At 72.4% G+C, this 7,776-nt stretch carries 6 protein-coding genes; 3 read left to right on the top strand and 3 right to left on the bottom strand.

The genetic code is table 11. The annotated features are described in order from the left end of the window. Nucleotides 1-1,191: hypothetical protein (locus ACOV8S_RS23785; RefSeq protein ID WP_448320154.1), on the top strand; the 1,191-nt coding region annotated here is incomplete at its 5' end. Nucleotides 1,192-1,293: 102 nt separating this feature from the next. Further along, entirely contained in the window at nucleotides 1,294-3,270 is a 1,977-nt protein-coding gene (gene thrS, locus ACOV8S_RS23780; RefSeq protein WP_448320153.1) for a threonine--tRNA ligase, read from the top strand. Nucleotides 3,271-3,297: 27 nt separating this feature from the next. Here thrS and ACOV8S_RS23775 read toward each other — a convergent pair whose 3' ends face one another. Continuing rightward, entirely contained in the window at nucleotides 3,298-3,948 is a 651-nt protein-coding gene (locus tag ACOV8S_RS23775; RefSeq protein ID WP_448320151.1) for a potassium channel family protein, read from the bottom strand. A 66-nt stretch (nucleotides 3,949-4,014) separates the two neighbouring features. Between ACOV8S_RS23775 and ACOV8S_RS23770 the strand changes: the two genes are divergently transcribed. Further along, a complete protein-coding gene (locus tag ACOV8S_RS23770) occupies nucleotides 4,015-4,575 on the top strand; it encodes an HIT family protein (protein ID WP_351112278.1) in 561 nt (186 codons plus the stop codon). Nucleotides 4,576-4,633: 58 nt separating this feature from the next. On the opposite strand, the gene ACOV8S_RS23765 is transcribed toward ACOV8S_RS23770, so the two are convergent. After that, nucleotides 4,634-6,256, bottom strand: a complete 1,623-nt coding sequence (locus tag ACOV8S_RS23765; RefSeq protein WP_448320436.1) for a hypothetical protein — start codon at nucleotides 6,254-6,256, stop codon at nucleotides 4,634-4,636. A gap of 256 nt (nucleotides 6,257-6,512) precedes the next feature. Continuing rightward, nucleotides 6,513-7,776: EF-Tu/IF-2/RF-3 family GTPase (locus ACOV8S_RS23760; RefSeq protein WP_448320149.1), on the bottom strand; the 1,264-nt coding region annotated here is incomplete at its 5' end.

Below are 7,776 nucleotides of genomic sequence, written 5' to 3'. Positions count from 1 at the left end.
TCCGTACCGAGGACCCCCGACGTCCTGCCCGACGCCGCGCAGGCCGACCCCGCCGTCCTCGCCGCCCTGCTGGCCCGCCACGGCTGGCGGCGGCGCGGGGGAGCGCCCGGCCGGTACGGCAGGTGGACGCCGCCCGGGCCGCGCGGCGAGCGCACCAGCCTGCTCGTCCCGGAGAGCCGCGCCTTCCCCGACAGCGCCGACCTGCTCGGCGAGACGCTGGACGCGCTCGCGCGCACCGAGGAGCCCGCCGCCCGCGAGATCCTGCTCGCCCTCGCCGTCCCCAGCGACGAGATCCGCTGGCGGCGCGACGTCCCCGAGGGCCGCGCGGCGGGGAGCCCGGCGGCGCCCTGGACGGCCGAGGAGAGCCTGCGCTCGGCCGCCCGCCACACCCTGCTCGCCGCCGCGCTGGCCGGACGGGCGCGCACCGGCTACCACGGGGCACGCCACCGCAGGGCCGCCGCGGCCGCGCTGGAGGACGTGCTGCTGCTGGGGGCCTCGTCCGGCGGACGCGTCCTCACCGCCTTCGCGCCGGTCGCCCCGGCCCGCCCGCTGGCGGTTCGGCTGCACCAGGCGCTCTGCGCCGCCCGGGAGGCCGTCGACCACCGGCGGGCCACCGGAGGGATGGACGCCTTCGACGCCGCCGTCGGGGCCGGGGTGAGCCGCGAGCTGACCGAGGCGCTGATCGCCCTGGTGCGGGGGACCGAGGGAGCGGGCGTCACCATCGCCTGGGCGCCCGCCGCCGGGGTCCCCCAGGGGTGCGGTCCCGACGCCGAGCCGGTGGAGTTCTCGCCCGGCGACCTGCCCGCCCTGCGCGAGGCCGGCGCCCGCTACCAGCGCGCCGAGCCCTCCGTCACGGTGCGGCTCACCGGCACCGTGGAACGGCTGCGCCGCAGCCGCGCCGACGGGACCGGCACCGTGCGGCTGCGGGTGCTCGCCGGGGCCGAGGTCCCGCACGTGCGCGTCGCCCTGGACGAGGAGTCGTACCGCATCGCCGGGCAGGCGCACCTGGTCGGGCTGCCGGTCCGGGTGGACGGCCGGCTCGACAGCAAGGCCGGCTTCCGCCGCCTCACCGACGCCTGCGGCGTCGTCCCGGTCACCGTCGACGAGGCCGAACGGGAGCGGCTGATGAAGTCCCTCCAGGAGAACCTCGACTACTTCGAGGAGGCCTGCGGCGACGACTGCGGTGACTAACCGCTTCGCGAGGGGCACCTCCGGCTCGGTAGGATTCCCGTACACGTCGACTGTGACGTGGCGAGATCATCACCTCAGCAGGCCTTCAGTCAGGAGAGACCGGTGTCAGACGTCCGTGTGATCATCCAACGCGATTCCGAGCGGGAAGAGCGCGTGGTGACGACGGGCACTACGGCCGCCGACCTCTTCGCCGGTGAGCGTTCCGTCGTGGCCGCCCGAGTCGACGGCGAGCTGCGGGACCTGGCGTACGAGCTGAAGGACGGCGAGAGCGTCGAGGGCGTCGAGATCTCCTCCGAGGACGGTCTCAATATCCTGCGCCACTCGACCGCGCACGTCATGGCGCAGGCCGTCCAGGAGCTCTTCCCGGAGGCCAAGCTGGGCATCGGCCCGCCGGTCAAGGACGGCTTCTACTACGACTTCGACGTCGAGAAGCCGTTCACGCCCGAGGACCTCAAGGCCGTCGAGAAGAAGATGCAGGAGATCCAGAAGCGCGGCCAGAAGTTCTCCCGCCGCGTGGTGAGCGACGACGCCGCCCGCGAGGAGCTCGCGGACGAGCCGTACAAGCTCGAGCTGATCGGGCTCAAGGGCTCCGCCTCCTCCGACGACGGCGCGGACGTCGAGGTGGGCGCCGGCGAGCTGACCATCTACGACAACCTGGACGCCAAGACCGGCGAGCTGTGCTGGAAGGACCTCTGCCGCGGTCCCCACCTGCCCTCGACCCGTCTCATCCCGGCGTTCAAGCTGATGCGCAACGCGGCCGCGTACTGGCGGGGCAGCGAGAAGAACCCGATGCTGCAGCGCATCTACGGCACCGCCTGGCCGTCCAAGGACGAGCTGAAGCAGCACCTGGAGTTCCTCGCCGAGGCGGAGAAGCGCGACCACCGCAAGCTGGGCAACGAGCTCGACCTGTTCTCGATCCCCGAGCAGATCGGCTCCGGCCTCGCCGTCTTCCACCCCAAGGGCGGCATCGTCCGCCGGGTGATGGAGGACTACTCGCGCCGCCGCCACGAGGAGGAGGGCTACGAGTTCGTCTACACCCCGCACGCGACGAAGGGGAAGCTCTTCGAGACCTCGGGCCACCTGGACTGGTACGCCGACGGCATGTACCCGCCCATGCAGCTCGACGAGGGCGTGGACTACTACCTCAAGCCCATGAACTGCCCGATGCACAACCTGATCTTCGACGCGCGCGGCCGCTCCTACCGCGAACTGCCGCTGCGTCTCTTCGAGTTCGGGACGGTGTACCGGTACGAGAAGTCCGGTGTGGTGCACGGCCTGACCCGCGCCCGCGGCTTCACCCAGGACGACGCGCACATCTACTGCACCAAGGAGCAGATGGCGGAGGAGCTCGACAAGACGCTCACCTTCGTCCTGAACCTGCTGCGCGACTACGGCCTGACCGACTTCTACCTGGAGCTCTCCACCAAGGACCCGGAGAAGTTCGTCGGCTCCGACGAGGTGTGGGAGGAGGCCACCGAGACGCTGCGGCAGGTGGCCGAGAAGCAGGGCCTCCCGCTGGTCCCGGACCCGGGCGGCGCCGCGTTCTACGGCCCGAAGATCTCCGTCCAGGCCAAGGACGCGATCGGCCGCACCTGGCAGATGTCCACCGTGCAGCTGGACTTCAACCTGCCGGAGCGCTTCAACCTCGAGTACACCTCGGCCGACGGCACCAAGCAGCGTCCGGTGATGATCCACCGCGCGCTGTTCGGGTCCATCGAGCGGTTCTTCGCGGTGCTGCTGGAGCACTACGCGGGCGCGTTCCCGGCCTGGCTGGCCCCGGTGCAGGCGGTCGGCATCCCGATCGGCGACGCGCACGTGGAGTACCTGCAGGACTTCGCCGCCGAGGCGAAGAAGAAGGGCCTGCGCGTGGAGGTCGACGCCTCCTCCGACCGCATGCAGAAGAAGATCCGCAACGCGCAGAAGCAGAAGGTGCCGTTCATGATCATCGTCGGTGACGACGACATGAACGCCGGCACCGTCTCCTTCCGCTACCGCGACGGTTCGCAGGAGAACGGCATCGCGCGGGACGAGGCGATCGCCAAGCTCGTCGACGTCGTGGAGCGCCGCGCCCAGGTGTGACGTCCGTACGTGGGGCCCCCGGGGAGCTCAGTTCCCCGGGGGCCTCTCGCGTTCCTCGTCGGTGGCGAAGACCGTCATCAGCCACGAGGCGAAGGAACCGGTGACGGCACCGAGCAGGGCGAGGCCACAGGCCATCATGGCCACCGCGATGGTGCGCCCCATGAAGGTCACCGGGGTCACGTCGCCGTAGCCGACGGTGGCCAGGGTGGCGCAGGTCCACCACACGGAGTCGCCGAAGGTGCGGATGGTGGCGCCGGCCGCGTCCCGCTCCTGCTGGTAGACGGCCAGCGCCCCGGCGAAGCCGATCAGCAGCACCGACACCCCGGCGTAGAACATCACCCGTGCCTGCAGCGACAGCCGCGGCCGCCCGCGCCGGCGCGTCACCGCCTCGTAGAGCCGGACGATCCGCAGCGGGCGGAGCAGGGGGAGGAGCAGGACCAGGGTGTCCAGCCAGTGGGTGCGCACGAAGCGGGCGCCCTGGCCGCTGCGGCGCCAGCGGGCGGCGTAGTCGAGGGCGAACAACAGCCACACCGCGGTGATCACCGCGAGGGCGAGGCCGTGCCAGACGTCGGGCAGCCCGCTGCTCAGGACGAGGAGGGCGTAGGCGGCGAGGAACAGCAGCGAGGCCACGGCGAGCGGGATCTCGGCGCGGTCCTCGCGGGGGTCACGGTTGTCCATCACGCCAGCCTGGCGGCGCCCCGGGCGCTACGCCCCCGGCGACACGTTCCGTACGGGCGACGCCATATGCTGCGTGGTATGACGAGTGAGCCGGAGCTGCAGATCGGGGTGGGTTCGCCGGACGCCTTCCAGCGGCTGTGGACCCCCCACCGCATGGCCTACGTCCAGGGCGAGAACAAGCCCACCGGGCCCGAGGCCGGCGACGGGTGCCCGTTCTGCGCGATCCCGGCCAAGTCGGACGAGGACGGGCTGGTCGTCCGGCGCGGGGCCCACGTGTACGGGGTGCTGAATCTGTACCCGTACAACGGGGGCCACCTGATGGTGGTGCCCTACCGGCACGTCGCCGACTACACCGGGCTGACCGCCGAGGAGACGGCGGAGCTGGGGGAGCTCACCAAGCAGGCGATGACGGCGCTGCGGGTCTGCTCCGGCGCGCACGGGTTCAACATCGGGATGAACCAGGGGACGGTCGCCGGGGCCGGGATCGCCGCCCACCTGCACCAGCACGTGGTGCCCCGCTGGGGCGGGGACACCAACTTCATGCCGGTCGTGGGGCACACCAAGGTGCTGCCGCAGCTGCTGGCCGACACCCGCGCCATGATCGCCGCGGCCTGGCCCGAGGTCTGACCGAGCTCCGCCCGGACGCCCGGCCCGGCGGGCGCGTGAGCCCTGGGCCGGGAGCTCCCTACGCGTCGTAGGTGTCGGCCTTGCGCGGTGTGGGGTCCTGCACCGCGCCGCTGACGACGGAGGACCGCGCGCCGAACTTCTCGGTGTTCACCCCGTGCTCGCGCAGCATGCCGATCACCGCCTGGTGGACGGCCCGCAGCACCGGGGTGGCCACCCGCATGGCGTCGTCGGCCATGAAGCGGTGACGCCAGGGCTGCTCGGCCCAGGCGTGGCGCAGGCCGAACGGCTCCGGCAGGGTGAGGCTGCCGCCGAGCCAGTTGAGCTGCTTGGGGAACCAGGTCATCGGCGCGCGGGCGGCGAGGCGCACCACCTCGTCGCTGTCGACGAGCGGGAGGGTGATGGTCCGCTTCTCCCAGGGCTTGAACGCCTTCTCGACGGTCCTCTCCTTCGCCGCCGGCTTGGAGTTGAACAGGCCGTGCACCGGGCCGAGGGCGTGGCCGGTGACCTCGATGCGCAGGGTCTGGTAGAGCACCGTCACCGTGATCAGCATGCTGAGGACCAGCTGGCCCTCCCAGGTGACCCACTGGACGCCCAGGTAGTGACGGTCGCCGCTGCCGAACTGCTGGCGGTTGCAGATCTGCTGTATGGCGTGCGACTTGTAGCGGAAGCCGTCGACGTCGGAGCCCTCGGGCCGCGCGACGGCGTCGGCGCCCTCGCCGACGGGGGAGACGATCCAGTGCTCTATCGAGGGCTTGGAGATGCCCTCGGTGGGGACCGGGGTGCGGTCCATCAGGGAGAGCTTGCCGTGGATGGCGCGGACCACGTCCCAGCTGCGGAAGGCGTAGATCTCCTTGTCCTCCTCGGCGGGCTCGAGGTCCTCGGCGAGCTGCCAGCTGCCCCAGCGGGTGCCCATGCCGAGGATGCCCTTGGGGCCGGCGTAGAAGACGACGTTGGACCGCTGCTCGGCGCCGAGCCGGGTGAGGGACTGGCGCAGCTGCTCGGCTGCGGTCTCGCCCGGGTTGGAGGGGACGGCCTCGGGGACCTTGGCGCCGATGCTGGAGCCGGAGAGCAGGCTCGCCCAGCGGTCGCGCAGGTCCCGGGCGGTGCTCTCGCAGATCCGCTTGGCGACCACCCAGCCGATCACCGGGACGATCACCGCGCCGCGCGAGTACCAGGCCCAGATGCCGCCGAAGGGCATCTGGACGAGGAAGACGACGGCGAGCAGGCCGAAGGCGGTCAGCAGGAGGTTGCCCATGCCGGAGGTCCCGCGGTTCTCGACCTTGGCGAGAGTGGCCCGGATGGTGAAGACCAGCAGCCAGGCCAGCAGGCCCGGCAGGAAGAGCACGCCGCACAGCAGCATCACGGCGGTGAGGCGGATGTCCCGGGTGCGGCGCAGGCCGTTGGCGGCCAGGCAGTGCTCGACGACGGTCTGCGGGTCCATGCCGAAGGACTGGACGACGGGCTTGCGGCCGGGGGTGAGGAGGCGGTCGATCACCGCGCGGGAGAAGGCCTCGCCGAGGTTGGGGCGGAAGATCCTGGCCCAGGACCTGCCGGGGTTGACCGTGGAGTGGTGCCACTCGTTGTCGGCGTCGAGGATCTTCTCGACCGGGTCGTCCCGGTAGGCCGCCGAGGCCAGCGCGAAGGTGGCCTTCTGCCCCTCGCCGCCGGCCGCCGGCACCATCGGTCCGAATGCGTCGCTCGACACGGTTGTCTCCGCCCCCCTGCCGCGGTTCCTCCGCGGCGGTGTGTCCTGGCCTGCCCGCGCGACCGGACCATCGGTTCGTCAGCCTAGCGGCCGCACCGGTCGCCCGGCGGTCCCCGGCACAATCGTCCGCCGGACCGGCCGCGGTCGCGCACTACACAGACTGCCCAGGACGAGGGCCCGGTCAACCCCCGTTCCGGGGCGCACTGTTGCGGAGCCGTCCGGTAGCGGGAGGTCAGGCGGGGGCGGCCTCCTTCTCCCGCAGCCGCTTCACCACGTGCTCGGGGACGGGTTCGTGGCGCAGGTACCGGCGGGCGAAGCCGGCGGTGCCGTGGGACAGCGAGCGCAGTTCCACCGCGTAACGGTCGATCTCCAGCTCGGGGATCTCGGCGCGGACCAGCATCCGCCCCGGCTCGGCCTGTTCGGTGCCCAGCACCCGGCCGCGACGGGTGGACAGGTCGCTCATCACGGAGCCGACGTACTCGTCGCCGATCAGCACGTCCACCTCGGCCACCGGTTCCAGGACGTGCAGCCGTGCTCCGGCGGCGGCCTCCCGCAGGGCGAGGGCGCCCGCCGTCTGGAAGGCGGCGTCGGAGGAGTCCACCGAGTGGGCCTTGCCGTCGAGGAGGGTGACCCGCACGTCGGTGAGCGGGTGGCCGGAACCGAGCCCCTTGGCGGCCTGGGCGCGCACGCCCTTCTCGACGGAGGGGACGAACTGCCGGGGCACCGCGCCGCCGACCACCCGGTCGGCGAACTCGATGCCGGAGCCCGCGGGCAGCGGCTCCACCTGGATCTCGCAGATCGCGAACTGCCCGTGTCCGCCCGACTGTTTGACGTGCCGTCCGCGCCCGGCGGCCGGTGCGGCGAAGGTCTCGCGCAGCGCCACCCGGTGCGGGACGACGTCGACCTGGACGCCGTAGCGGGTCCGCAGCCGCTCCAGCGCGACCTCGGCGTGGGCCTCGCCCAGGCACCACAGCACGACCTGGTGGGTGTCGCGGTTCTGCTCGAGCCGCATCGTGGGGTCCTCGGCGGCGAGGCGGGACAGGCCCTCGGAGAGGCGGTCCTCGTCGGCCTTGGAGTGCGCCTCCACGGCCAGCGGCAGCAGCGGGTCGGGCAGCGCCCAGGGCCGCATCAGCAGCGGGTCGTCCTTGGCCGAAAGGGTGTCGCCGGTCTCCGCGCGGGCGAGCTTGGCGACGCACACCAGGTCCCCGGCGACGGCGTGGGTGACGGGGCGCTGCTGCTTGCCGAAGGGGCTGGTGAGCGCGGAGACCCGTTCGTCGACGTCGTGGTCCAGGTGCCCCCGGTCGGTCAGGCCGTGTCCGGAGACGTGCACGACGGTGTCGGGGCGCAGGGTGCCGGAGAAGACCCGCACCAGGGACATGCGGCCGACGTAGGGGTCGGAGGCGGTCTTGACGACCTCGGCGACCAGCGGCCCGTCGGGGTCGCCGAGGCGCACCTCGCGGGGCGTGCCGTCGAGGGCGGTGACGACGGGGGCGTGG

It is taken from the genome of Streptomyces sp. CO7, from assembly GCF_053474865.1.
This window is presented reverse-complemented; position numbering and strand designations above follow the sequence as displayed.